Source organism: Kingella oralis, from assembly GCF_014054985.1.
GTDB classification, from domain to species: Bacteria; Pseudomonadota; Gammaproteobacteria; order Burkholderiales; family Neisseriaceae; genus Kingella_B; species Kingella_B oralis.
In genome coordinates this window covers 1975124-1997384 of record NZ_CP059569.1, presented here as the reverse complement: position 1 = coordinate 1997384, position 22261 = coordinate 1975124, and the positions used below count along the sequence as shown (strand labels likewise).

General features: G+C 54.6%; 21 protein-coding genes and 1 tRNA gene. 10 read left to right on the top strand and 12 right to left on the bottom strand.

Annotated features, from left to right (window positions below; genetic code table 11):
- Positions 1-195 precede the first annotated feature (195 nt).
- On the bottom strand, positions 196-816 hold the full coding sequence (gene clpP / locus H3L93_RS10635) for an ATP-dependent Clp endopeptidase proteolytic subunit ClpP (RefSeq protein WP_003798883.1): 621 nt from the start codon (positions 814-816) through the stop codon (positions 196-198).
- A 243-nt stretch (positions 817-1059) separates the two neighbouring features.
- Positions 1060-2367 (bottom strand): trigger factor, encoded by a 1308-nt coding sequence (tig, locus tag H3L93_RS10630; RefSeq protein ID WP_003798885.1) that lies wholly within the window; start codon positions 2365-2367, stop codon positions 1060-1062.
- Between the two features lie 146 nt (positions 2368-2513).
- On the opposite strand from tig, the gene H3L93_RS10625 reads away from it, so the two are divergent.
- Positions 2514-2600 (top strand) — tRNA-Leu (locus H3L93_RS10625).
- Positions 2601-2681: 81 nt separating this feature from the next.
- Complete coding sequence (locus H3L93_RS10620) at positions 2682-4262, top strand: phosphatase PAP2 family protein (protein WP_050755603.1); 1581 nt, start codon at positions 2682-2684, stop codon at positions 4260-4262.
- 341 nt (positions 4263-4603) lie between these two features.
- Here H3L93_RS10620 and H3L93_RS10615 read toward each other — a convergent pair whose 3' ends face one another.
- From H3L93_RS10615 to lptF, 6 genes are all read right to left on the bottom strand, one after another.
- On the bottom strand, positions 4604-5641 hold the full coding sequence (locus H3L93_RS10615; RefSeq protein ID WP_003798890.1) for a TraB/GumN family protein: 1038 nt from the start codon (positions 5639-5641) through the stop codon (positions 4604-4606).
- 51 nt (positions 5642-5692) lie between these two features.
- On the bottom strand, positions 5693-6163 hold the full coding sequence (gene rlmH / locus H3L93_RS10610; protein ID WP_003798892.1) for a 23S rRNA (pseudouridine(1915)-N(3))-methyltransferase RlmH: 471 nt from the start codon (positions 6161-6163) through the stop codon (positions 5693-5695).
- Between the two features lie 203 nt (positions 6164-6366).
- Positions 6367-7305, bottom strand: coding sequence for a tetratricopeptide repeat protein (locus tag H3L93_RS10605; protein ID WP_169303492.1), 939 nt, complete (start codon positions 7303-7305; stop codon positions 6367-6369).
- A 91-nt stretch (positions 7306-7396) separates the two neighbouring features.
- Complete coding sequence (gene rsfS / locus H3L93_RS10600) at positions 7397-7786, bottom strand: ribosome silencing factor (protein WP_003798899.1); 390 nt, start codon at positions 7784-7786, stop codon at positions 7397-7399.
- A 170-nt stretch (positions 7787-7956) separates the two neighbouring features.
- Positions 7957-9024, bottom strand: a complete 1068-nt coding sequence (lptG, locus tag H3L93_RS10595) for an LPS export ABC transporter permease LptG (protein WP_003798900.1) — start codon at positions 9022-9024, stop codon at positions 7957-7959.
- A 392-nt stretch (positions 9025-9416) separates the two neighbouring features.
- Positions 9417-10523 carry an LPS export ABC transporter permease LptF gene (lptF, locus tag H3L93_RS10590; protein WP_003798904.1) on the bottom strand — a complete coding sequence of 369 codons (1107 nt, stop codon included), beginning with the start codon at positions 10521-10523 and terminating at the stop codon, positions 9417-9419.
- A 274-nt stretch (positions 10524-10797) separates the two neighbouring features.
- Between lptF and H3L93_RS10585 the strand changes: the two genes are divergently transcribed.
- The 3 genes from H3L93_RS10585 to ribD all read left to right on the top strand — a co-directional run bounded on the left by H3L93_RS10585 (position 10798) and on the right by ribD (position 13502).
- Positions 10798-11523, top strand: coding sequence for a YebC/PmpR family DNA-binding transcriptional regulator (locus H3L93_RS10585; RefSeq protein WP_003798908.1), 726 nt, complete (start codon positions 10798-10800; stop codon positions 11521-11523).
- Positions 11524-11615: 92 nt separating this feature from the next.
- Positions 11616-12257 carry a hypothetical protein gene (locus H3L93_RS10580; RefSeq protein ID WP_003798910.1) on the top strand — a complete coding sequence of 214 codons (642 nt, stop codon included), beginning with the start codon at positions 11616-11618 and terminating at the stop codon, positions 12255-12257.
- Between the two features lie 165 nt (positions 12258-12422).
- Positions 12423-13502, top strand: a complete 1080-nt coding sequence (gene ribD, locus H3L93_RS10575; protein WP_003798912.1) for a bifunctional diaminohydroxyphosphoribosylaminopyrimidine deaminase/5-amino-6-(5-phosphoribosylamino)uracil reductase RibD — start codon at positions 12423-12425, stop codon at positions 13500-13502.
- A 432-nt stretch (positions 13503-13934) separates the two neighbouring features.
- Here ribD and H3L93_RS10570 read toward each other — a convergent pair whose 3' ends face one another.
- Positions 13935-14519 (bottom strand): Maf family protein, encoded by a 585-nt coding sequence (locus H3L93_RS10570; RefSeq protein WP_003798915.1) that lies wholly within the window; start codon positions 14517-14519, stop codon positions 13935-13937.
- Between the two features lie 59 nt (positions 14520-14578).
- Here H3L93_RS10570 and H3L93_RS10565 point away from each other — a divergent pair, with 59 nt between their 5' ends.
- The 5 genes from H3L93_RS10565 to H3L93_RS10545 all read left to right on the top strand — a co-directional run bounded on the left by H3L93_RS10565 (position 14579) and on the right by H3L93_RS10545 (position 18620).
- Positions 14579-15079, top strand: coding sequence for a YceD family protein (locus tag H3L93_RS10565; RefSeq protein ID WP_003798918.1), 501 nt, complete (start codon positions 14579-14581; stop codon positions 15077-15079).
- Between the two features lie 33 nt (positions 15080-15112).
- Positions 15113-15292 carry a 50S ribosomal protein L32 gene (gene rpmF, locus H3L93_RS10560; protein WP_081446130.1) on the top strand — a complete coding sequence of 60 codons (180 nt, stop codon included), beginning with the start codon at positions 15113-15115 and terminating at the stop codon, positions 15290-15292.
- A 139-nt stretch (positions 15293-15431) separates the two neighbouring features.
- Positions 15432-15971: a phosphoribosyltransferase gene (locus H3L93_RS10555; RefSeq protein WP_003798921.1), complete on the top strand. Its 540-nt coding sequence runs from the start codon at positions 15432-15434 to the stop codon at positions 15969-15971.
- Between the two features lie 212 nt (positions 15972-16183).
- Positions 16184-17197, top strand: coding sequence for a phosphate acyltransferase PlsX (gene plsX / locus H3L93_RS10550; RefSeq protein ID WP_003798925.1), 1014 nt, complete (start codon positions 16184-16186; stop codon positions 17195-17197).
- A gap of 364 nt (positions 17198-17561) precedes the next feature.
- A complete protein-coding gene (locus tag H3L93_RS10545; RefSeq protein WP_003798930.1) occupies positions 17562-18620 on the top strand; it encodes a porin in 1059 nt (352 codons plus the stop codon).
- Positions 18621-18760: 140 nt separating this feature from the next.
- Here H3L93_RS10545 and H3L93_RS10540 read toward each other — a convergent pair whose 3' ends face one another.
- From H3L93_RS10540 to nirK, 3 genes are all read right to left on the bottom strand, one after another.
- Positions 18761-19513 (bottom strand): Nif3-like dinuclear metal center hexameric protein, encoded by a 753-nt coding sequence (locus H3L93_RS10540; RefSeq protein ID WP_003798931.1) that lies wholly within the window; start codon positions 19511-19513, stop codon positions 18761-18763.
- Positions 19514-19670: 157 nt separating this feature from the next.
- On the bottom strand, positions 19671-20405 hold the full coding sequence (locus tag H3L93_RS10535; protein ID WP_003798933.1) for a formylglycine-generating enzyme family protein: 735 nt from the start codon (positions 20403-20405) through the stop codon (positions 19671-19673).
- Between the two features lie 137 nt (positions 20406-20542).
- The gene (nirK, locus tag H3L93_RS10530; RefSeq protein ID WP_003798935.1) at positions 20543-22072 is read right to left on the bottom strand and encodes a copper-containing nitrite reductase; all 1530 of its coding nucleotides are present in this window, start codon (positions 22070-22072) and stop codon (positions 20543-20545) included.
- Positions 22073-22261 lie beyond the last annotated feature (189 nt).

Genomic DNA, 22261 nt, shown 5'->3' with positions numbered 1-22261 from the left:
CCGGTATCGGCAACCGATTGGTGTTGCCGTGTCCGCCCGACATCGTTTCAGGCGCAGGGTGCGATGATTGAGGCAGCCTGAAAACGGGATAATCCATTTTCAGGCTGCCTGTGTTTGTGTGCAGCGCAGGCGTGTCGCCCCAAGCATTTCAGGCTGCCGAAGCATCCCATCCAAGGCAGCCTGAAAATCAAATCATCACGCCGCATCGGCGCGGGTGGTAATCACTTTGTCAATCAAGCCGTAATCCGCCGCTTCTTGAGCAGACATAAAATTGTCGCGGTCGGTGTCGCGCTCGATTTGTTCCAGCGATTTGCCCGTGTGTTCCGCCAGCATTTGGTTCAATTTTTCTTTCAGCTTCAACAGCTCGCGCGCGTGAATCTCGATATCCGAAGCCTGCCCGCCCAAGCCGCCGCTAATCAAAGGCTGGTGAATCATCACGCGGCTGTTGGGCAGGGCAAAGCGTTTGCCCTTGGTGCCCGCCGACAGCAAAAACGCGCCCATGCTCGCCGCCTGCCCCAAGCACAGCGTTTGCACATCGGGCTTGATGAACTTCATGGTGTCGTAAATGCTCATGCCTGCGGTAACGCTGCCGCCGGGGCTGTTGATGTAGAAATAAATGTCTTTGTCGGGGTTTTCGCTTTCCAAAAACAAAAGCTGTGCCACCACCAAGTTGGCGGTGTGGTCATTCACGGGGCCCACCAAAAAGATAATCCGCTCTTTGAGCAGGCGCGAATAAATGTCAAACGCGCGCTCGCCGCGCCCGCTTTGTTCAATCACGGTGGGGATTAAGGTGTTGTTTTGAATATCGGGTAACATGGTTTTTCCTCAGGTTTGAATGGTTAAAACGAATCGGCAGCCTGAAAACAGGCGTATCGCGAAACGATGGATTTTTGGATAAGGCGCGCGGCTGCGTTTTCAGGCTGCCTTTGCGGCAAGCTACATCAGAATAGGCAGCCTGAAAACGGGTAAAACGGGTTCAGCCAAGCCAAAACCCCTGCCCAAGCGGCTAACAAAAAAGCACCAAGCAATCAATCGCCTTGGTGCTTTTTGATGATGCGGTTAAGCGTTTGCGCCCATCACTTCTTCAAAGCTCAATGCTTTTTCGGTAACGTTGGCTTTGCCCAGCACATAATCCACCACATTGGCTTCCACCGCCAAATTGGTCGGGCCTGCCAGGCGGCTGCGGTCGGCAAAATACCAATCCATCACTTCTTGCGGGTCTTCGTAGCTGTCGGCAACATCGGCGATAATCGCTTTCACTTGCTCGTCGGTGGCTTGCAGTTTGAATTCTTCCACCAAAGCGGGCAGCAGCAGGCCCAATGCCACGCGCTGCTCGGCGCGTTCGGTAAACATATCGGCAGGCAAATCAAAGTTGGCGGCATCCAAGCCTTGTTGCGCGAAGTTTTGTTTCATTTCATCTGCCAAGCGTTGCGCTTCGTCTTTCACAAAAGCCTGTGGCAAATCAAACGAATGCGCGCCGCGCAAGGCTTCCATAACGGCATCGGTGTTGCGTGCATCCACGCGGCGTTTCACTTCGCGCGCCACGTTTTTCTTGATTTCCTCGCGCATTTTGGCAACATCGCCATCGGCAATGCCCAAGGCTTTGGCAAAATCGGCATCCACTTCGGGCAACATAGGCTCGGCAACATTGTGCACGGTGATGGTGAACACGGCGGTTTTGCCGGCCACTTCTTTGCCGTGGTAATCCTCGGGGAAGTTCACTTCCACGTCTTTGCTTTCGCCTTCTTTCAAGCCCAGCACGCCCGCTTCAAATTCAGGCAGCATTTCGCCGTTGCCCAGCAGGAAAGGATAGTTTTTAGACGAACCGCCGGCAAAAGGCTCGCCGTCGATTTTGCCTTCAAAGTCGATAATCACGCGGTCGCCGTTTTGCGCGGCGCGCTCCACGCGGTTATAGCGGGTGCGTTGTTTGCGCAAGATTTCAACGGTGTCGTCCACTTCTTTGTCGCCCACTTCGGCGCTCACTTTTTCAATGTTTAAGGCAGACAAATCGCCGATTTTGATTTCGGGGAAGGTTTCGTAGGTGAACGCCACTTTCAAAGCGTCGGCGCTTTCTTCGCCTTCAACGGGCTCAATTTTGGTGACGGCGGCGATGCGCAGGTTTTGCTCTTGCGCCACTTTGTTGAACGCTTGTTGCGCCAAATCGTTCAACACGTCGTTTTGAATGCCCGCGCCATACATTTGGGCAACCATTTTCAAAGGGGCTTTGCCGGGGCGGAAGCCGTCGATTTTCACGCGGCGTTGCGCTTTTTTCAGCTCTTTGTCGGTGGCTTCGTTGATGTCTAACCAAGACAAAGATACGATGACTTTACGTTCCAATTTTTCTAATGTTTCAACTGCTGCGCTCATGGCTGGTCTTTCTTTCGTTGATTTTTGACGGGAAATAAAACGCGCGAGTGTAGCACAAGGTTGGGTTTTTCGCATCTGTTTTGCGCCGTTTGCAGATATACCGCTTGACGCATTGCCGGTTGCACCGCTATAATGCGCGCTTCTTTGCCCAGATGGCGGAATTGGTAGACGCGCTAGTTTCAGGTACTAGTGTCCGTAAGGACGTGGAAGTTCGAGTCTTCTTCTGGGCACCAAATTTTGAAGGACTGCTTTTGCGAGCAGTCCTTTTTGTTTGTCTGAAACCTGATTTTCAGGCTGCCTCAGCCTTTGCCGCCATGAACCGAATCTCTGCTTATGCGCTTATCCTGCTGTTTACTCTGCTGTTCATCTTGTTGTTTGGCGGCAGCAGCTGCCTTGCCGCTTATCGCAACCCCGCGCCTGCGTTGGCGTTAAACAGCGCCGTGCCGCTTATTCCCGCCACCGCATGGCTTTATTTGAGCCTGCCGCTGTTTTTGGTTTGCGCCGCCCGTCGGCTCAACATCGCCGCGCAATGGCGTTTCTTTTTGCTGCTCACCGGCGAGCTGGTGGTTGCCAGTATCGCATTTCAGCTTTATCCCGTTCACGTTCGTTTTATGCAGCCTGAAAACCCGCAAGGCGCAGGGCAAACGCTGCTGCGCCTTGCGCACACCATCGGCATGAGCCACAACTATCTGCCCTCGCTGCATTGCGCGTTTGCCACCAGCGCCGCCGCGCTGTTGCACCGACATGTTTCGCGCCCCGCGCGCGCTGTCATTTGGCTGTATGCCGCCGCCATCAACATCAGCACGCTCACCATCCACGCCCATCACTGGCTGGATTTGGTGGCGGGCAATCTGTTGGTGCTGCTGCTTTGGCAACCCATCCGCCGCCTTGCCCGCGCCACTTTGCCCGGCTACCAAACGCATCTGCTTTGGCTGCACAACCAAGCTCGGTTCGCCCGCCGCCATCCGCGCTATGCGCTCGTCAGCCTGATTTTGTACAGCCAATATCCGTTCCATCCCAAGCGCAGCAAACTGATGATTGCGGGCTACTGCTTTTTGCAGGCCTACGACGACATTATGGACGGCGACCGCCCGCTCAATGGCAGCCTGAAAACGAGTGCAACCAAAACGAATGCTGCCGATTGCGGCACAGCCTCACACGCGCTCACGCCGCCGCAACACGCCGCGCAAATCATCCGACAATGGCAAAGCTATGCTCAACCCGCGCAAAGGCAGCCTGAAAACCGGCATGGCGCGTTTCAGGCTGCCGCAAACAGCGCGGCAGATATGAGGCAGCCTGAAATTCCATCCAAGCCGCTATCCGACCTGCCGCGACTTGCCTGTCTGTTTAACCGCCAGCTCGCCCGACTGCCCGCTTACGCCGAAGCCCACGCGGAAGTGGCCCGCCTGCTGCGGCTGATGCAGGCCGATGCCGTCCGCGCCCCCGCCCGCCTGCTTTACCCGCAAGCGCGGTTGCAACGGCATATGCGCCAAACTTTTGCCTCGTCGCTCAATCTGCTGTTTTGCGCCCAGCAATGCGCCACCCGCGCCAAACACGTTCCCGAGCTGGTGCGCGCGCTGGCATGGTGTTCCGCGATGCGCGATTGGGATGCCGACCTCGCTTGCGGCATCATCAACATCCCCGCCGAAGTGTGGCACGCCGCCCGACTTGCGCCCGATGAGCGCAACGGGCGCGTGGTCAGCCAAAATCCCGCCGTTGCCGCGTGGCTGGCGCAGCAAAAACAGCACGCGGAACAGGATTTGCGCGACCTGTTTTTCAGGCTGCCGCAAATCAAGCGGCAAGACCCCGCTGCGGCGAAAATCATTCGGCTGTTTGCGCGCTCGGTGTGGCGGTTTGCCGAAAAACGCTATCCCAAGCGGTTCGGCGGGGGATAAGGCAGCCTGAAAGCCAAATGGCGCGGCGGCGGTTTGCCGTCAAACAGTTTGTTTAATCAGGCGTTGGCGGGATGTCGGCGCGCCTGTTCTATGGGTGGCAAGTTCGTAAAGGTTTCAACTTGAAACGCGGTTCAATGGAACGAAGACAGCCAAGCCGTTTCCCTTTTCAAAATGTGTAAACCGCGCGCAAACAAAGGCAGCCTGAAACCCGTGATGGGATTTTCAGGCTGCCTTTGATGCTTTGGGGCAGGCAATCGGATGCGCCGTTGTGGCGGCGGTTTTGGCTGCGCCGAAACCCATTTCATTTGTTTTGGCTGCGCTCGTTTTCAGGCTGCCGATGCTTATTGCCACACGGCGAGCTTGGGCATCGGTTCGACTTGGTAGCCGTTGTGGCGCAGCAGCATAATCAGGCCTTGGTTGCCCACCAGATGCGCGGTGCCCACGGCAAACAGGGTGGGCTGTTTGGCGGCTTCGGCTTGGATTTTGGGCAGCCAGTTGCGGTTGCGGGCAACAATCATCTGTTGCACGAACCAGTCGGCAAATTGTTGCTGCTGCGCGGGGGAAAGGCTGCTTTCGGGGTTGAATTCGGTGTCTTTTTGCAGCAGGGCGGGGATGCGGGCGAAATCGCCGTGGGCATAGGCTTCGAAGATGATTTTGTCGTTGTCTTTTTTGGGGCGTTGCGCCCAGTCGTTCAGCCCGGCGATGATGAGCTCTTCGGGCAGGATGTGAAAGTAGGCGAGCGCTTCAATGTGGCTTTCCAAGCTGCCGAGCGGTTTGTGCTGCTGAGTGGCTTGGGCGGTGATGAGCTTGTCTGCGCCTGTTTCGTTGCTTTCGTCGGTTTCGCGCAGGCTCAGGGTGTTGAGCAAGACCGCCCACGGGTGGAGTTGGTCCAGACTTTGCAGGAGCGGTTCGGCGTTGGGGTAGCTGCGGATGTGTTGTTTGAGGGCGTTAAACGCGCGGCTGCCCATTTTCTGCGAGAGCGGGGTGTCGCTGAGCATGGCTTGGACGAGGCTTTGGCGCGTGCTTTCGGGGATGCCGTCGGCGACTTCGGTGATGATTTTTTGGTTTTGGGTAATCAGCTGGGCGAGGGCGGGGCTGATGCGGGCGTCGGTTTTGCCGATGTGGATGGTGCCGAGCAGGTAGGAATCGGGCTGCCCTGCTTTGCTGATTTTCCAGAGGTTGCTTTCCAGCTTGACGCTGTGCCAGTCAAACGGGGTTTGGGCGTATTGTTTGGGCGCGGGGAGCGTGGTTTGGGCGCGGGATTTTTTGGCGGTTTGGGGGGCGGTGGCGGGATGGGGTTGCCAGAATTGGATGCCGATGTTGGCGAGAACCAGCAGGGCGATGAGGGTGATAAGCAGTTTGAGGTGTTTGCTGTTCATGGGTGTGGTTTTGGGGGATGGGCAAACCTGTTTTCAGGTTGCCTTTGGGGTTTACTCGCGGTGGTAGGGGTGGTTGTTGAGGATGGAGACGGCGCGGTAGAGCTGTTCGGTGAGCAGCACGCGCACCATGCCGTGCGGCAGGGTGAGACTGGACAGGCGCAGCATCAGGTGGGCGCGTTGTTTGAGGCTGTCGGTCATGCCGTCTGCGCCGCCGATGATGAAGCAGGGGTGGGCGCCGTTTTGCTGCCAGCCGCGCAGGTGTTCGGCCAGTTCTACGGAGGTGGGGGCTTTGCCGCGTTCGTCTAGGGCAATGATGTGGGCGTTGGGCGGCAGGGCTTCGAGGATGCGTTTTTCTTCGGCGGCCATGCCTTGCGCGCTGCTGGTGCCTGCGCCGCGTTTTTCGGGTTTGATTTCTTTTAGGGTGTAGTGGATGTCGCGCCCGAAGCGTTTGCTGTATTCGTTGACGGCTTCGGTTACCCAACGGGGCATTTTGGTGCCGACGGCTAGGATGGTGATGTTCATGTTTGGGTGTCGGGGTGGGAATGAGGCAGCCTGAAAACGGGGTTGGCTTACTGTGGTTGCGGTAAACATTTATGTATATGTATGGCGACGAGCCGTCGCCATGCCATTTTGTGTTGTGTTTTCAACCTTGCGCGTTGCGCTGCGGTATACCCCTTTAATACCCAAATCAAAGATTTGGACAAAGGGGCAAGGCTGCCTTTGGGTTAATCCGGGTGGTCGTTGCCGGTCATCATCATGAGCAAGACGATGTTTTGGATGGTGTTGTGGATGATGGGGTGGTCGTCTTCGTAGGTGTTCATGAAGATGAGCAGGGCTTGGTGGAGCTGGGTGAGGGCTTGCTCGGGCCGGTGGGTTTGCAGGTGGTGGTAGGCGTGGCGGCAGAGGTATTTGGCGTAGAGCGGGTGGTCGGTGCCGACGCTGCGGGCGAGGTGTTGCGCGGCTTGGCGGTAGTGTTCGGCGGCTTGGGGATAGTGTTTGAGCGCGTCGTGGGCGGCGGCGAGTTCGCAGTGGGCGAGGGCGGTGCTCGGGTGGTGGGCGGGGGCGGTGGTTTCTAGGATTTGGGTGGTGTGTTGCAGGATGGACAGGGCTTCTTGGGCGTGGTCTTGCTGGCGGTAGACGGCGGCGGCGTGGGTGTAGGCTTGGGCGGTTTTTGGGTGGTGCATGCCGTATAGGCGTTCAAATCGGGCGGCGGCTTGTTCGTAGTGGTGCAGGGCTTGGGCAAGGTTTTCTTGGGTGTAGTGGGCGTTGCCGAGGTCGTCGTGGATTTGGGCGGTTAAGTCGGCTTCGGTGGCGAGGGTTAGGGCTTCTTCGAGATTGCGTTGGGCTTCGCTGGCTTGGGCGGTGTGCAGTTGGTTGATGGCAAGCTGGTTGAGGGCTTGGGCGAGGGCGTTGGGGTTGCTGTGTTGGCGTTGGATGTGCACGGCTTGTTTGAGCAGCGGTTCGGCGGCGGCGTAATCGCCGTTGGCGGTGTGCCATGCGCCGAGGTTGAGCAGGCTTTGGGCGTGTTGGGGGCTGGTTTCGCCGTGGGTGTGTTGGGTGTAGTCGTGGGTGTCTTGCAGCTCTTGGGCGAGCTGTTGGTGTTGGTAGTTTTGGATTTGCTGCCGATGGCGTTGTTGTTGGGTTTTGAGTTGGTGTGGGGTCATGGCGGGCATCGCTTGTGCGAGCGAGTGGTTAAGAGTGTTTTCAGGCTGCCTATGTGTGTTTAGGCAGCCTGAAAATAGTGAATATAGGTTCTTAGTTATCGGCGGCGTGCCATGGTTTGCTTGCGCCTGTGTGGAATTGGGGTTTTTCGCCGCCCCAGAGCGCTTCGATGTCGTAATAATCGCGCACGGCGGGGAGCATCACGTGGACGATTAAATCGTCGGCATCCACCAGCGCCCATTCGCCGCTGTCTTGCCCTTCGCTGCTGAGGATGGTGTAGCCTGCTTCTTTCAAATCGACGGCGACGTTGTTGGCAAGGGCTTTGACTTGGCGGGTGGAATCGCCGCTGGCGATAATCATGCGGGCGAAGAGGGAGGTTTTGTCGCTGGTGTTGAGCACGATGATGTCTTTGGCTTTGATGTCTTCTAGGGCATTGACGGCGATGGCGGTCATTTGTTCTAGGTTGGGTTGTTGTTCGGTCATGTTGTGTCTTTGTGTTATGGGGTTGGAAAAATGGGGGGATTATACTGAATTTGGGGGTGGGGCGGGGTAAGGCAGCCTGAAAATGGTGAGTAGCTTGGTTGATGGCATCCATCCATTTTAGCTTCGCAACGCCGCTTCGCTACGCAGGCTGCCTATTGGTTTCAGGCTGCCTACCGCTGCTCTTGCTTGCGTATTAGATACATCGCCCAGCAGCCAAAGGCGGCGGTGGGCAGGATGGCGGAGAGCATGGCGGGCACGCCGTAAAGCTGGGTGGTGAAGCCAAATAGCCGCCCTGTGAAGAAGAACAGCAGCCCAAGGCAGATGCCACCAAACAGTTTTAAGCCCATGTTGCTGTGCCGCCCTGAATTGGGGGTGAAGGCGAGGGCAACGAGTGCCATCACCATCGTGGCGATGGGGTAGATGAGTTTGTTCCACCATGCGACATCATAGGCTTGGGTTTGCTGGTGGTTTTCTTTGAGATAGCGGATGTATTGGGTGAGCGCGGTGAAGCTCATTTGCTCGGGTTTAACCAGTAATACGTTGAGCAGGGGTTTGCCGATGTCGGTTTGCCATTCGCGCTCGGCTTGTTGCTGGGGCTGGGCGTGGTTATCAGCGAGGGTGGTGCTGTGGGTGTTGTGCAGTTGCCACGCGCCGTTGGCTACGGTGGCTTTTTCAGCGCTGATGGCTTCGGTGAGCTGGAATTGGTCGTTGTAGTGCCAGATTTTGATGCCAACGAGCGTGTTGTCGGGCAGCATGGAGGCAACGTTTATCATGCTGCCCGGTTGTTTAATCCAGATGCCGTTGTGGGCGGCGGCAATGTGCCCCGCGCGGGCGTTGGCTTTCATTTCGTCGCCACGGCGGCTGAGCTCAGGCGCGAGCCATTCGCCAAGCAACACGGTGGCGATGGCGAAAATGGCGCTGAATTTGATGATGATGCCGATGATGTTTGCGGTGGATAAGCCGCTGGTTTTGATGACGGCAAGCTCGCTGTTGTTGGCAAGCTGGTTGAGCGCAACCAGCCCGCCGATGAGCGTGGCAAGCGGCATCAGCTGATAGGCGCGTGCGGGCATTTGCATCAGGATGTATTGGGTTGCCACCCAAAGCGTGTATTGGTTTTGCCCGACCACGCTAGTTTCGCTGATGAGGTCGATGAAGCTGTATAGCGCGAGGATGGCGAACAGGGCGTAGCACGAGGCGACGGCAAGGCGTTTGATGAGATAGCGGGTGATGAGGTTCATGGCGGTTGGTGTTTCAGGCTGCGGTGCAGTAGGCAGCCTGAAAATAGGGGGTGAGATGGGTTAAAGGATTTTAGTTAAAGGATTTTCAACCTTGCGCGTTGCGCTGCGGTATACCCCTGAGCTTTGCATAAGTCCGCATAGCTAAATCAAAGATTTAGATGCTTACTTAATACCCAAATCAAAGATTTGGACAAAGGAGCAAGGCTGCTTCTGTGGACTGTTTCATGGCATAGAGTAAGGCAGCCTGAAAAAGGGATGGAGGGAATAGGGCAGCCTGAAAACAGGTTTAGCAGTCGTTTCAGCCTTGCGCACTACGCTGCGGCATAACCCTTTATACCCAAATCAAAGATTTGGACAAAGGGGTAAGGCTGCCTTTGGGCAGATTAGGGCAACTACCGCCCCAGCACCGCCGCTTTCAGCCCCTGCCAAAACGGCTTCGCGGGCATGGAGCGCATCCGCAGCAATACCCAAATGCAGGCAATCATCAGCAAGTGCATCGGCAGCAAGCCCAGCCAAAAGTTAATTTTGCCGTCTTCCACCGCATCGCGCAGCAGGGTTAAGCCGTTTTGGTACACCAAAAAGAAGCCCACGGCGAGCAACACATGATACGAATTGCCCGAGCGCGTGTTGAAATACGACAGCGGAATCGCCAGCAGGCTGAGCAGCAACACGGTTATCGGCAGCGACACGCGCCACATCAGCTCGGCTTGGTATTGCGGGTTGCTGCTGCCGATAAGCTGCGCGGTGGGAATGGTGCGGCGGTGGTCAATCGGGTCCACCACTTTGGGCGTGGTGTTGATGATGAGGTTGAGCTCTTGAAACGACACTTGGTCAAAATCGCCACGCCCCGCGATGCCGCTGTAACGATAGCCGTTGGTGAGCACCAGCGTGCGCTTGTTGTTAGACAAATCAAAACGCCCTTCTTTGGCGAACACCACGCTGTCGCGCCCCGTTTCGTCTATATCGCGGATAAACAGGTTTTTCATGATGCCGTTATCGGTGTCAAACGTTTCCACAAAATACACGCGCCCGTCTTTTTTGCCCAATTCGCTAAACGTGCCCGCTTGCACCAGCGATAAATTTTGCTTTTGCTTCAAGATTTCGGCGTATTCGCGGCTGCGGTATTCCGCCCACGGCAACACGGAAATTTGCATCGTTGCCACCAACACGGCAAGCGGCAGGGCAAAGGTGAGCACGGGGCGTATCCATTTTTTCAACCCTAAGCCGCTGGATAACCAAATCGCCATTTCGCTGTCGCGCCAATAGCGTGTGAGCACCGTGAGCGTGCTGATGTAGGCGGTGAGCACCAGCAGAAGCGGGGTCATGCCCAGCGTCCAAAAGCCAATCAGCGTGGTAACGGCATCCACGGCAACGCGCCCGTCGGCGGCGCGCCCGAGCATATTGATGCCTTGGGTGAACACCAGTATCGCCAACACCACAAAAAAGATGGCGATGGCGGTGAGCGTGGTTTCTTTGATGAATTGACGATGGTAAATCATGGGATGTGTAAGCTGTTTTGCATGGGGGCAATTGTACGGGAATTTGGCTTTTCAGGCTGCCTTTGTTTACAGGATTGCTTGCACAACAGCATAGAGGCAGCCTGAAAACTAAAAATAGAACAGCAACCGCTTGGGATTTCGTTTACACGTTTTCAGGCTGCCTCAACACCCCAAAGGCAGCCTGAAAACCCAGTTCACCTTGCCCAATCACAGCAAAAATAGGTTCTATGATAAAATCGCGCGTTTTGAAGCAATTATCTCTCGGAGACCAAACATGGCTGGACACAGCAAATGGGCGAATATCCAACACAAAAAAGCCCGCGTCGATGCCCAACGCGGCAAAATTTTTACCAAACTGATTAAAGAAATCACCGTAGCCGCCAAGCAAGGCGGTGGCGACCCCGCATCCAACCCCCGCCTGCGCCTTGCTATGGACAAAGCATGGGATGCCAATATGCCCAAAGACAACGTGCAACGCGCGATAGATAAAGGCACAGGCAACCTAGAAGGCGTGGATTATGTAGAACTGCGCTACGAAGGCTACGGCATCGGCGGCGCAGCCCTGATGGTGGACTGCATGACCGACAACAAAACCCGCACCGTTGCCGATGTGCGCCACGCCTTCACCAAAAACGGCGGCAATTTGGGCACAGACGGCTGCGTGGCGTTTAACTTTGTGCATCAAGGCTATCTTGTTTTTGCCAATGTGGACGAAGACGCGCTGATGGAAGCCGCGCTGGAAGCGGGCGCAGAAGATGTGATTGTGGACGACGAAGGCATTATTGAAGTCATCACCGCGCCCAATGATTGGGCTGCCATCAAAGCCGCGCTGGAACAAGCAGGCTTCAAAGCCGAAGACGGCGACGTAACCATGCGCGCGCAAAACACCACCGAACTGAGCGGCGCCGATGCCGAAAAAATGCAAAAACTCATCGACGCGCTGGAAAGCCTGGACGACGTGCAAAACGTGTACACCTCTGCCGTTTTGGATTTAGGCTAAGCCCCAAGGCAGCCTGAAAACAAACAGCGCAAGCCGCGTTTTCCGTTTTCAGGCTGCCCATCCCTTTTATAACAAACTCAAGGACAACATCCATGTCATCCAAAATTATTTCATTGAAAAAGCAAGCCCTGCTTATCGCCGCCGCCATCGGTTTGGCGGCGTGCGGCGACCAACCTGTAAACCCCGCCGCCTCCGCGCCTGCCGCCGTTAGCGCGCCCGCCGCGCCCGCAGCCGCTTCCGAAGCATCTGCTGCATCCGCCGCCGGCACATCCGAAGCCGCCGGCACCACGCTATCGAGCAAAGACAACAAAGTGCAATTCGTTATCCCGCAAAATATTAGCGGCGCGTTCGAAGACAAGCTCGCCGATGCCAACCTGTTGCCCGAAGGCGTGCCCGCTGAGCAAGTAACCCTGCTGCAACGCAACGACGATGCCGATTTAACCCTATCCGTGGTGCAAACAGGCAAAACCGACAAAGCCGCCGACAAACTGTTTGCCGATTTGAAAAAAGAAATTGAAAGCGACCAAAGCGTGAAAGACGCGCAAGTAGATGCCGCCACCGCCGATAGCATGGCATACCGCTACACCCAAGCCAACGAAAACGCTAGCACCCGCGAAAGCTGCATCGCCCATTTGTCTGCCGATAAAGAACTCGCCGTGGTGTGCGCCACCAGCGGGCAAATGTCTGCCAACGAGTTGAAAGACCTGCTGGCAAACAGCGTGAAGTTTAACTAACCGCGCGCATATACATATAAGGCAGCCTGAAAACGGGGTTATCCCTTTTCAGGCTGCCTCAATGTTATCCGCAGGGCAGGGCGGCTTTCCGTTTGCGCCGTCATCCCAGTCCAACCGTTTTACCGCTCCGCACCTTCTTCCCACTCCCATCCCATTGCAACCGCCATGCCTCCGTTCACTCACCAAGACACCCAACACATGCAACTCGCCCTCGCCCTCGCATGGCAAGGACGCTTTTCCACCAGCCCTAACCCGCGCGTCGGCTGCGTTATCGCGCACGGCAGCCAAATCGTCGGGCAAGGCTACCATGTGCAAGCGGGCGCGCCGCACGCCGAAGTCCACGCCCTTGCCCAAGCGGGCGCGCTGGCACGCGGCGCAACCGCCTATGTAACCCTAGAACCCTGCGCCCACCACGGGCGCACGCCCCCTTGCGCCGAAGCGCTCGTTCGCGCAGGCGTATCGCGCGTGGTCGCCGCCATGCAAGACCCCAACCCCCTTGTGGCAGGCAAAGGCTTGGCCATCCTGCGCCAAGCAGGCACCCAAACCGCTAGCGGGCTGTGCGAAGCCGAAGCGCGCGCGCTCAACCGCGGCTTTCTGTCGCGCATCGAACGCCAACGCCCGTTTGTCAAACTCAAAATCGCCGCCAGCCTAGACGGCAAAACCGCGCTTGCCAACGGCGCAAGCCAATGGATAACAGGCGAAGCCGCCCGCGCCGACGTGCAAATCCAACGCGCCGAAAGCTGCGCTGTGCTCACCGGCATCGGCACCATCCTCGCCGACAACCCGCAGCTCAACGTCCGCATCCCCACCATCCGCCAGCCGTTGCGCATCGTGCTGGACCGCCAACTGCGCACCCCCGCCCGCAGCCGCATCATCCAAGACGGCGGCGAAACGCTCATCTGCACGCAAAGCCCCGCCAACCCCTTCGCCGATTACCCCAACGTGCACATATATAGGCAGCCTGAAAACGATTTATCCAGCCTGCTCGCCCATCTCGCCCGAGAACACCAAATCGGCGAGCTGATGGTAGAAGCGGGCAGCACCCTCGCCACCGCCTTTATCCAAGCCGATTTGGCGGATGAAATCGTGTACTACCAAGCCCCGAAAATCCTCGGCGACAGCGCGCGCGGTCTTTTCAGGCTGCCTGAAAACGAAAACACGCTCACCCGTCCGTCAAAATGGCAAACCGTGAGCGTGGAAGCGTTGGGCGACGACATCAAATGGGTGTTGCAGCGCAAGCGGTAAACATTTTCAGGCTGCCTTAATATGCAATCAAGGCAGCCTGAAAACGCTTAAATAATTTCAAATTAACAACGCTGCCGCAATAAAAGCAACAAATCGTAGGGTGTGCAGCTTCGCTGCGCACGCAGCTAACAAAGCAGCCTGAAACGCCAATAGAACAACAGCCCGCCGCCCCACCCCCCCCATCCGCCCAACAAGAACTCCACACTTCGCCGCGCAACCTGCCATTATTCAACATCGCCCGCGCAGGCGTTTCGCCGCCTACCACGAGCAGGGGCAAGCCCCTGCACCCCGCGCAGCATCAACCAATCATGGCATGATTTTCAGGCTGCCCAATAAGCCGCGCAACAATTTGAGCCTAAGCCATCACACGCCAAAGGCAGCCTGAAAACCAGTTCCCGATTTTCAGGCTGCCTCAACCCATCCATCTCCCCCTCAAACCACCTCCACACCAAACGCCCCCAACGTCCCCACCAACCAAAAAATCGGCAAACCAATCAACGCATTCGGATCAGAACAATCCACGCGCTCCAACAACGCCGCGCCCAAGCCCTCGCTTTTTGCCGCCCCCGCGCAAAAAATCGCATCAGGCTCACGCGCCAAATACCGCCCAATCTGCCCCGCCGACAATGCCCGCATCCGCACCACCGTCTCATCCACATGCGATTTAAGGCAGCCTGAAACCGAATCCAACACACACACCGCGCTGTAAAACACAATCTCCCGCCCCGATAACGCGCCCAACATCGCCGCCGCCCGCTCCACCGACATCGGTTTGCCCAACTGCCGCCCATCACACCAAGCCACTTGATCCGCCCCAATAATCAAATGCGCAGGAAACCGCCTCGCCAACGAGCGCACCTTGCCCACCGCCAAACGCAACGCCGTATCCCGCGCCGATTCCCCCGCCAGCGGCGACTCATTAAACACAGGCTTGCCCACCGCAAAATCCAAGCCCAAAGCTGCCAACTGCTGCTGGCGAAACACCGAAGAAGACCCCAAAACAACAGGCAACGCCATCGCGCCACTCCCTTAAAAATATTGACTGAATAAGCATAAAATTATATCATGCGCCGTTTATGTTAAACCGAATACTGATTGATTCCCAAGCGTTCACCGCCAAGCAAGAAACCCTGCAAGGCAACGTCTCGCTCAACCAACTGGACGAACGCGTTTGGACGCACGATTTCACCGACTTGTCATCATCCGTCGCCTACACCCTAACAGGCGGCATAGATAAATGGCAACGCCCCTATTTAACGCTCACCCTTTCAGGCTGCCTGCCCCTGCAATGCCAACGTTGCATGCAACCCACAGAATTTGCGTTAAACGAAAACGTGCGGATTGTTCTGTTTGAAAACGAAGAAACGCTAGACGAAGCCATGCTTGCCGACGAAGACCTCGAAGGCATGCTGCAAGAACCCGAAATAGACGTTTTCTCGCTCATTGAAGACCAAATCCTCATGGCTTTGCCGTTTTCCCCCAAGCACGAACAATGCGGCAACGCCCAGCTAGAAGCCAACAATCAAAGCAAACCCAATCCCTTTGCCGCGCTGGCAGGATTGAAAAAATCGGGCTAACTTTTTTATCTTTCATTTAATTAGGAGTTCAAAATGGCCGTTCAACAGAACAAAAAATCCCCCTCACGCCGTGGTATGCACCGTTCACACGACGCGCTTACTGCCCCCGCATTGTCCGTAGATAGCGCAACAGGCGAAGTGCACCGCCCACATCACATTTCTCCCAACGGAATGTATCGTGGTCGCAAAGTAGCCAAAGCCAAAGGCGAATAAGCACAGCGGCGCAAAAAGCCAGCGATTGAGCAACAGCAATATCGGCTGGCTTTTTCGTACCAACCATTTTCAGGCTGCCCACTCTCACGCCAACGCAGCCTGAAACATCCCATCCCATCACAGAAAAGCGAGCATTCCCATGGCACAAAAAATTTGGTACACCTACGACGACATCCATCGCACCGTGAAACACATCGCCCAAAAAATCAACGAAGCAGGCGTCAAATACGATGCCATGATTGCCATCGGCGGCGGCGGCTTTATCCCCGCCCGAATGCTGCGCACTTTTCTTGACATCCCCATCTACGCCGTAACCACCGCCTATTATCTGAACGAAACCGACAGCCAAACCACCGATGCGGTGCAGAAAATTCAATGGCTTGACCCGATTCCGACCGAATTGCAAGGCAAAAACGTTTTGGTGGTGGACGAAGTGGACGACAGCCGCACCACCATGCGTTTTGTGCTGGATGAACTGGAACGCGACGGCTTCAAGAAAATCGGCGTCGCCGTGATTCACAACAAGCTCAAACCCAAAGTCGCCGAGCTGCCCGCAGATGTCGCCTATTTTAGCGGCGTAGAAATTGAAGACTGGTGGATAAACTACCCATGGGATGCCACCGACATCGAAGCGCACAACTGCCGCGCCGCCGCAGGCGTTCATTCCGACGAAGAATAAAGCGGCAAACCATTTTGGCTTCGCAACTCCGCTACGCTCCGCAGGCTGCCTGAAACCCCCAAAAAGCGTTTCAGGCAGCCTGAAACCGTTTTACAATACCTGCTTTGAATACTGGGTAAGCCGCAAACACCAAGGGCTAACGCCAAAGGCAGCCTGAAAACGAGTGCGCCAGCCTCGCACCAAGCCCAACCCTCACCAAGGAAACCTTCAACATGATAACCCTGTCCGTAGATGCCATGGGCGGCGACATTGGTCTCGCCGTAACCGCCCCCGCCGCCGCCAACTTCTTGCAACGCCGCCCCGATGCCAAACTCATCATGGTAGGCGACCAAGCCCAAATTCAAACCGCCTTGCAACAAGCCAACGCCCCAATGGCGCGCATCAGCATCATTCACGCAAGCGAAGTCGTCGGCATGGACGAAGCTCCGCAGTACGCCCTAAAAAACAAAAAAGACTCATCCATGCGCGTTGCCATCCAGCAAGTGAAAGAGGGCAACGCCCAAGCCGCCGTTTCCGCAGGCAACACAGGCGCGTTGATGGCAACCGCCCGCTTCGTGCTCAAAACCCTGCCCCATATAGACCGCCCCGCCATTGCCAAATTTCTCCCCGCTGAAAACGACCAGCTCACCCTGATGCTTGACCTCGGCGCAAACGTCGACAGCACCCCCGAGCAGCTCCACCAATTCGCCATCATGGGCAACGAACTCTACCGCGCCCTGTATCCCAGCCACAACGCCCCTAAAATCGGCTTGCTCAACATCGGCACGGAAGACATCAAAGGCACCGAAACCGTTAAGCAAGCCTTTCAACTGCTCCAACAAAGCCCCGTCAATTTCATCGGCAACATCGAAGCCAACCAAATATACAGCGATAAAGTAGACATCGTGATTGCCGACGGCTTTGTGGGCAACATCGTACTCAAAACCATAGAAGGCACGGCAGGCTTTATGGGTGGCATCATCAAACAAGAATTCCAGCGCAACCTATACACCAAATTCAGCGCGTTTACTGCACTGCCCGTGCTTCAAAGTTTCAAACGCCGCCTAGACCCGCGCCGCTACAACGGCGCCATCTTTCTCGGCTTGCGCGGCATCGTCGTCAAAAGCCACGGCGGCACCGATGCAACAGGTTTCGCCTTCGCCCTAGAAGAAGCCTACCAAGAAGCCCAAGCCGACAGTCTGGCCAAAATTGAGCAAGGCATCAGCAAAAAACTAGCCGCAGCCTAATTGGAAGGCAATGGCTTGCTACCAAAGGCAGCCTGAAAACACCAAGCTGCCGCCCATTCATTCCACAAAAAAGCAACACTGCAAAAATAAATTTGCAAAAAAACAACACTATTTTATTCTTATAAATTGCTTTATTAAACAACAAAATAAGACAAAATAGTCAAAATAAAACCAAAAATCCCAAAGTACGCTCAGCATAAAAACAAAAAATAAGTTTGTTTTTTTTTCGCAAAATAGCTATATTAACGACTGCGAACTGCAAGGCTCAATAAGATTTTGGGCTTAACAGGGGTTAAAAGTGTTTTATTGTGAGCACATTTAATTCTTTTCAAAACTTGTTTAAGTAAACATAAGGAATACAGAAATGAAAAAAACTCTGATTGCTTTGGCTTTGGCTTCATTGTCAACTGCTTCTATGGCCGATGTGATTTTGTACGGTCAAATCAAAGGTGGTGTTGAAACTACTTTTGGTAACAAATTAGGTCAAGACAAAAACAAAGGTACAACTACCCAAATCGTTGATTACGGTTCACGTATCGGTTTCAAAGGTCATGAACACCTGACTGACAACTTGGATGCTATTTGGCAAGTTGAATCTAAAGTAGACATCGGTGGTGGTAGCGGTCGTACATTCGGTACTCGCGATTCTTTCATTGGTTTGAAAGGTGGCTTCGGTACTGTTAAAGTAGGTTACCAACAAACTCCAATCAAAGAGTTGAATGGCAAACTGGACCAATGGGAATATGATTCTTCTGTTGCTGGTTTGGGAACATTCACTCGTGGTACTGATGCTAACCGTCGTGCAACTGCAGTTAGCTACGAAACTCCTGATTTGTCTGGTTTCACTGCAAAAGCTTACTACTCACCTAGCGAGCAAGAAAACGGCGAAAGCACTAACGCATTGGGTGCTCACAAAAATAAAGCCAAAGGCATTTATGGTTTGAGCGCAAGCTACAAAAACTCTGGCTTCTTTGCTGATGTTGCTGGTGTATATGCACGCGGTACTACTGCTGCTGTTGCTGCTGGTAAAAAAGGCGGTTACCAAGCATTGGTACAAGCAGGTTACGAGAGCGACAAATGGTTGGCTGGTTTGGCTTACCAACGCTCACAACGTGTAGAACGTGCTAATTCTACTTTGAATGCTGATGCTGATAAAGTAAACGAGTTGGCGTTGTCTGGTGCTTACACTCTTAATGATGCTTTGACTCTGAAAGGTACTTTTGCTTACGGTTTCGGTATCAAAGACATTAATGGTGACAAAATTGCTGGTAATGGCAAATACTACCAAGGTTTGGTAGGTGCTGACTACGCATTGTCTAAACGCACTATCGTTAATGGTCAATACGGCTACCTGCAATCTGGTAAAGGCGATGACAAACTGAAAGCTAACGTAGTTAGCATTGGTATGAAACACAAATTCTAATCTGATATTGCCTCGGATTTAGAATGCTAAAACTCCCTACGAAGGTGGGGAGTTTTTTACTTGGTAAGTAAAACCTTCTTATAAAAAAGCAGCCTGAAAACTTCATTTATCAGTTTTCAGGCTGCTTTTTGTTCATTTTGTTATGCTGGATTATGCTCATCAAAGAACTGCACTTTCACATCAAACTGTTGTGCGAGTGCCTTACCTAATGCTTGGATGCCGTAGCGTTCGGTGGCATGGTGCCCTGCGGCGATGAATGCTGTGTCTGTTTCGTTGGCAAGATGATATTGCGCTTCGGAGATTTCGCCTGTGAGATACACGTCTGCGTTTGCATCTATGGCAGCCTGAAAATACCATTGCGCGCCGCCTGTGCACCATGCGATGCGGGTAAGCGGCTGTTTGGGGTTGCCTATAATGGTGGGTGTTCTGCCCAGCGTTTGTTCAATAGCTTGGGCAAGCTGGGCGAGCGTGCGTTGGTTTTCGGGCAATGTGCCGATGTTGAGCAGATTTTGTTCGCCGAATGTGTTTTCAGGCTGCCAGTTGAGTTTGGCGGCGAGTTGGGCGTTGTTGCCAAGCGTGGGATGGGCATCGAGCGGCAGGTGGTAGCCAATCAGGTTGATATTATGGGCGAGTAGGGCGGCGATGCGTTGTTTTTTCCAGCCGATGATGGCGGTGGGTTCGCTGCGCCAAAATAAGCCGTGGTGCACGAGTAAGGTGTCTGCGCCTTGGGTAATGGTGTGGTTGATGGCGGCTTGGCTGGCGGTTACGGCGGTGATGATGTGGCGGATTTGGTCGTTGCCTTCAATTTGCAAGCCGTTGGGTGCGCCGTCTTTGAATAGCTGGGGTTGCAGGGTTTGGTCGCACCAGTTGAGCAGGGTTTGGCGTGGGGGCATGGTTTGTTCCTTGTGTGAGTGGAGGTGTTGAGGCAGCCTGCGTAGCGAAGCGGAGTTGCGAAGCTAAGCCCACGCGGTTACTCAATCTGAGCGCGTGGGCTGAAACCTATGCGACAAGTTCAGGCAGCCTGAAAAAGTGTTTCAGGCAGCCTGAAAACTATTTGGCGCAGCGAAACCCCATATTGTGCAAGACAAAATTGGGTTGTAAGCTGGTGCGGATGCCATAACGCAGGAAGGCGGCGTAGTTGCTGGGATCGCTGCTGTTTACTGCGCCTGAACCGCAAAAATCAGCGGCTTTAAGCGTGCCTGATGTGATTTGGCTGCTGTTGAAATCGGATGTCCATTCCCAAATCAAGCCGTGCATATCGTACACGCCGTAGAAATTGGGTTTGTTTTGTCGGATGTTTTTTAGCCCTTTGCTGCCGTTTTCATACCAGCTCAAAATGGTGCGGTTGTAGCTCGGTTCGTTGCTGCCGTTGGCTTGCAGCTCGGATGCGAGCCCCACAAATTCCCATTCGTCGTTGGTGGGCAAGCGTTTGCCTTGCGCGGCGCAGTAGGCATGGGCGGCAAACCATGAAACGTTGGTTACGGGTTTGTTGACATCGGCGGCTTTGGGGCCGTTTTTGTCCCATTGTTTCAGGTAGTTTGACTCGGCTTGTTTCACGCTCACGTTGCCGCGCTGCCATTTGGGATTGGCTTTCACAAACTGGGCAAATTCGGCATTGGTTACGGGCGTTTTGTCAATTTGAAACGGCTTCACGCTAATCATGGGCGTGTCTTTTTTGAGGTACAGCGGGCGATAAGAGCCGCCGGGGATGTTTGCCATTTCCACGGCGTGCGCGCTGAGGCAGCCTGAAAATAGGATAGCGAGAATGATGTGTTGGGTTCGCATAATGATGTTCCTTGTGATAAGGCATCCTGAAAGTGGATTTTACGCAATTTTCAGGCTGCCTCAAACGTCCTTCGTTAAAAAAGCTGCCTGAATCGTGATACACACATCAGGCAGCCAATCTCTCACAAAACTACGCTTTATTTACGCGCGGCGGCAACGTCTTCGGGTTTTACTTCGCCGCCTTTGTTGCCGAAGCTGTTCAACACATAAGTCAGCACGTTGGCGATTTTCTCGTCATCCAAGGCTTGCGCGGGCATCACGCTGTTGAATTTTTTGCCGTTTACCGTGATTTCGCCGCTCAAACCTTTCACAACGGCGTGGATGCCGCGTTTGGGGTCGGCATTCAGGTAATCAGAGCCTGCCAACGGAGGGAACGCGCCTTCAACGCCTTTGCCTTCTGCGCCGTGGCAAGCCGAGCAGGTGGATTGATACACGCTTTCGCCTGCTTTAATGCGCTCTTCTTTGGATGCGGCTTTGGGTGCGCCTGCGGCAACTTGTGAGGCTTCGCTGGCGGTGAGCGGCGCGGTTTGGATGGTGCCGCCCTCGCCTTGGTACACTAAGTCTTGCGTTTTGCCTGAGAAGATGTCTTTGTTTTCCGCCCCTTCGGCAACCAATTGACCCAACGCGCCTTTGTTGAACGCGCGGAAGAGGGAGTGGTCAACCACAGTGTAGCTGCCGGGTACATCCAGTTTCATTTCCACAATCGCCGCGCCGCCTGCGGGAACAAGCGTGGTTTGAACGTTGTGGTTTTCTACCGTGCCAGCTTCCACCACCACGCGGTCAAAAATTTCGCCAATCACGTGGAAAGAAGAAACGAGGTTGGGCCCGCCATTGCCCACAAACAAGCGCACTTTTTCGCCCACTTTGGCTTTGAGCGCGTTATCGCCTGCAATCGCGCCAACGTGTCCGTTGAATACAACGTAATCCGCGTCTTCATCAATCGCTTTTTTCATGTCAAACGGTTGCAAGCCTTGTGCGCCGTATTCGCCTTTGGTGTAGAAATCGCCTTGCATCACATAGAACTCTTTGTCCACTTTGGGCAAGCCTTCTTTGGGTTCAACCAAAATCAAGCCATACATACCGTTGGCGATGTGCATGCCCACAGGCGCAGTCGCGCAGTGGTAAACATACAAACCAGGTTGCAATGCTTTAAAGCTGAATACGCTGGTATGACCAGGGGCAGTGAACGAAGCCGCCGCGCCGCCGCCCGGGCCGGTTGCAGCGTGGAAGTCAATATTGTGCGGCACAGTGGAATCAGAGCGGTTGGAGAAATGCACTTCCACTTGGTCACCTTCGCGCACGCGGATAAACGAACCGGGCACATCGCCGTTGAACGTCCAATATTTGTAGTCCACGCCGTCTGCCATTTTCATTACTTTTTCTTGCACTTCGATGTTCACTTTCACGCGAGCCGCGTGGTCGCGGTCGATAGCAGGGGGAACTTCGGGTGCTTTGGTTAAAACAGCGTCGATAACAGGCAATTCGCTGGCAGGCACTTCGGCTTCGGCACCGGCAGACGCAGCGGGCGCAGAAGCGGCGGCGGGAGCAGAAGTTGCTGCAACAGGCGCGCTGCCGGCAGCGGGTTTGTCCTCAGGCGCAGGCTGTGGCGCGCAAGCGGAAAGAGCGAAAGCAGAAGCGATGAGCATCGCAAGAGTTTGACGTTTCATGGTGTTGTGTCCTTAACACGGGTTTAAAATTATTTCCAGGCTGCCTACTTATTTTGGCGGTGCCTTGTTGTTAGAAAGCATTATTAGTTAAGGCGGATTAACGCATCTTGACATAAATCAACAAAAATAAAAAAGTTCATATTTGCTGAATTTTCTATTAAAAATATTTGCGGTAAATCAAAAAAAGCG

Bases quoted from the DNA above. Each gene is read 5' to 3' on its own strand.
- H3L93_RS10555 (WP_003798921.1), top strand. From the start codon at position 15,432: ATGGCACAAAAAATTTGGTACACCTACGACGACATCCATCGCACCGTG.
- tig (WP_003798885.1), bottom strand. From the start codon at position 2,367: ATGAGCGCAGCAGTTGAAACATTAGAAAAATTGGAACGTAAAGTCATC.
- clpP (WP_003798883.1), bottom strand. From the start codon at position 816: ATGTTACCCGATATTCAAAACAACACCTTAATCCCCACCGTGATTGAA.
- H3L93_RS10535 (WP_003798933.1), bottom strand. From the start codon at position 20,405: ATGCGAACCCAACACATCATTCTCGCTATCCTATTTTCAGGCTGCCTC.
- H3L93_RS10580 (WP_003798910.1), top strand. From the start codon at position 11,616: ATGTCATCCAAAATTATTTCATTGAAAAAGCAAGCCCTGCTTATCGCC.
- H3L93_RS10605 (WP_169303492.1), bottom strand. From the start codon at position 7,305: ATGACCCCACACCAACTCAAAACCCAACAACAACGCCATCGGCAGCAA.
- rlmH (WP_003798892.1), bottom strand. From the start codon at position 6,163: ATGAACATCACCATCCTAGCCGTCGGCACCAAAATGCCCCGTTGGGTA.
- H3L93_RS10615 (WP_003798890.1), bottom strand. From the start codon at position 5,641: ATGAACAGCAAACACCTCAAACTGCTTATCACCCTCATCGCCCTGCTG.
- H3L93_RS10585 (WP_003798908.1), top strand. From the start codon at position 10,798: ATGGCTGGACACAGCAAATGGGCGAATATCCAACACAAAAAAGCCCGC.
- H3L93_RS10620 (WP_050755603.1), top strand. From the start codon at position 2,682: ATGAACCGAATCTCTGCTTATGCGCTTATCCTGCTGTTTACTCTGCTG.
- lptG (WP_003798900.1), bottom strand. From the start codon at position 9,024: ATGAACCTCATCACCCGCTATCTCATCAAACGCCTTGCCGTCGCCTCG.
- rsfS (WP_003798899.1), bottom strand. From the start codon at position 7,786: ATGACCGAACAACAACCCAACCTAGAACAAATGACCGCCATCGCCGTC.
- H3L93_RS10540 (WP_003798931.1), bottom strand. From the start codon at position 19,513: ATGCCCCCACGCCAAACCCTGCTCAACTGGTGCGACCAAACCCTGCAA.
- rpmF (WP_081446130.1), top strand. From the start codon at position 15,113: ATGGCCGTTCAACAGAACAAAAAATCCCCCTCACGCCGTGGTATGCAC.
- plsX (WP_003798925.1), top strand. From the start codon at position 16,184: ATGATAACCCTGTCCGTAGATGCCATGGGCGGCGACATTGGTCTCGCC.
- ribD (WP_003798912.1), top strand. From the start codon at position 12,423: ATGCCTCCGTTCACTCACCAAGACACCCAACACATGCAACTCGCCCTC.
- H3L93_RS10570 (WP_003798915.1), bottom strand. From the start codon at position 14,519: ATGGCGTTGCCTGTTGTTTTGGGGTCTTCTTCGGTGTTTCGCCAGCAG.
- H3L93_RS10545 (WP_003798930.1), top strand. From the start codon at position 17,562: ATGAAAAAAACTCTGATTGCTTTGGCTTTGGCTTCATTGTCAACTGCT.
- H3L93_RS10565 (WP_003798918.1), top strand. From the start codon at position 14,579: ATGTTAAACCGAATACTGATTGATTCCCAAGCGTTCACCGCCAAGCAA.
- lptF (WP_003798904.1), bottom strand. From the start codon at position 10,523: ATGATTTACCATCGTCAATTCATCAAAGAAACCACGCTCACCGCCATC.
- nirK (WP_003798935.1), bottom strand. From the start codon at position 22,072: ATGAAACGTCAAACTCTTGCGATGCTCATCGCTTCTGCTTTCGCTCTT.